Genomic DNA, 865 nt, shown 5'->3' on the forward strand with positions numbered 1-865 from the left:
CGCGTCCCCCGCCCGCCTGCGGGAGGACGCGAACACCGAGGAGGACCACGCCCGCGGCTACTACCGCGACCGCGTGGTCGTCGAGCTCGCGCAGAACGCCGCCGACGCCGCCGCGCGGGCGGGCGTGCCGGGCCGGCTGCTGCTGCGGCTGGGGCGCACGGACGACGGCCGGCTCGTGCTGGTGGCCGCGAACACGGGTGCGCCGCTCGACGAGCAGGGCGTCGCGTCGCTCGCGTCGATGCGGGCGTCGTCGAAGCGGCCCGACGGCGGGACGGCCCCCGACCGCGGCGTCGTGGGGCGGTTCGGCGTGGGGTTCGCGGCGGTGCGGGCCGTCGCCGACGAGGTGTCGGTCGTCTCGACGTCCGGCGGGGTGCGGTTCAGCCTGCGGGACGCCACGGAGCTGCTCGCGGAGGCGGCGGCGGACGTGCCGGCGCTCGCCGACGAGGTGCGCCGCCGGGACGGCTCGCTCCCGGCGCTGCGGCTGCCGTTCCCGGCGGACGGGTCGCCGCCCGCGGGGTACGACACGGCGGTGGTGCTGGAGCTGCGGGACGAGGTCGCGGCCGACGAGGTGCGGGGCCTGCTGCGGGCGGTCGGCGACCCGCTGCTGCTGGCCCTGCCGGCGCTGGTCGAGGTCGTCGTCGAGGACCTCACGTCGGACGACCCGCCGCGCCGGGTCGCGGACGTCGGGCGGCGGTGGACGGTCGCGTCGGCGCAGGGCGAGCTGCCGCTGGCGCTGCTCGCGGACCGGCCGGTCGAGGAGCGGGCCGCGCGCGACTGGCGGGTCACGTGGGCGCTGCCGCGTACGGGCGAGCACCCCGCGGCGCGGGTCGTGCACGCGCCGACGCCGACCGACGAGCCGTCGACG

At 79.9% G+C, this 865-nt stretch carries 1 protein-coding gene; it reads left to right on the forward strand.

Annotated elements, in window-relative coordinates:
• On the forward strand, nt 1-865 hold an 865-nt coding region (locus CBZ_RS20525), incomplete at both ends, for a sacsin N-terminal ATP-binding-like domain-containing protein (RefSeq protein WP_373862215.1).

It is taken from the genome of Cellulomonas biazotea, assembly GCF_004306155.1.
Lineage (GTDB): Bacteria > Actinomycetota > Actinomycetes > Actinomycetales > Cellulomonadaceae > Cellulomonas > Cellulomonas biazotea.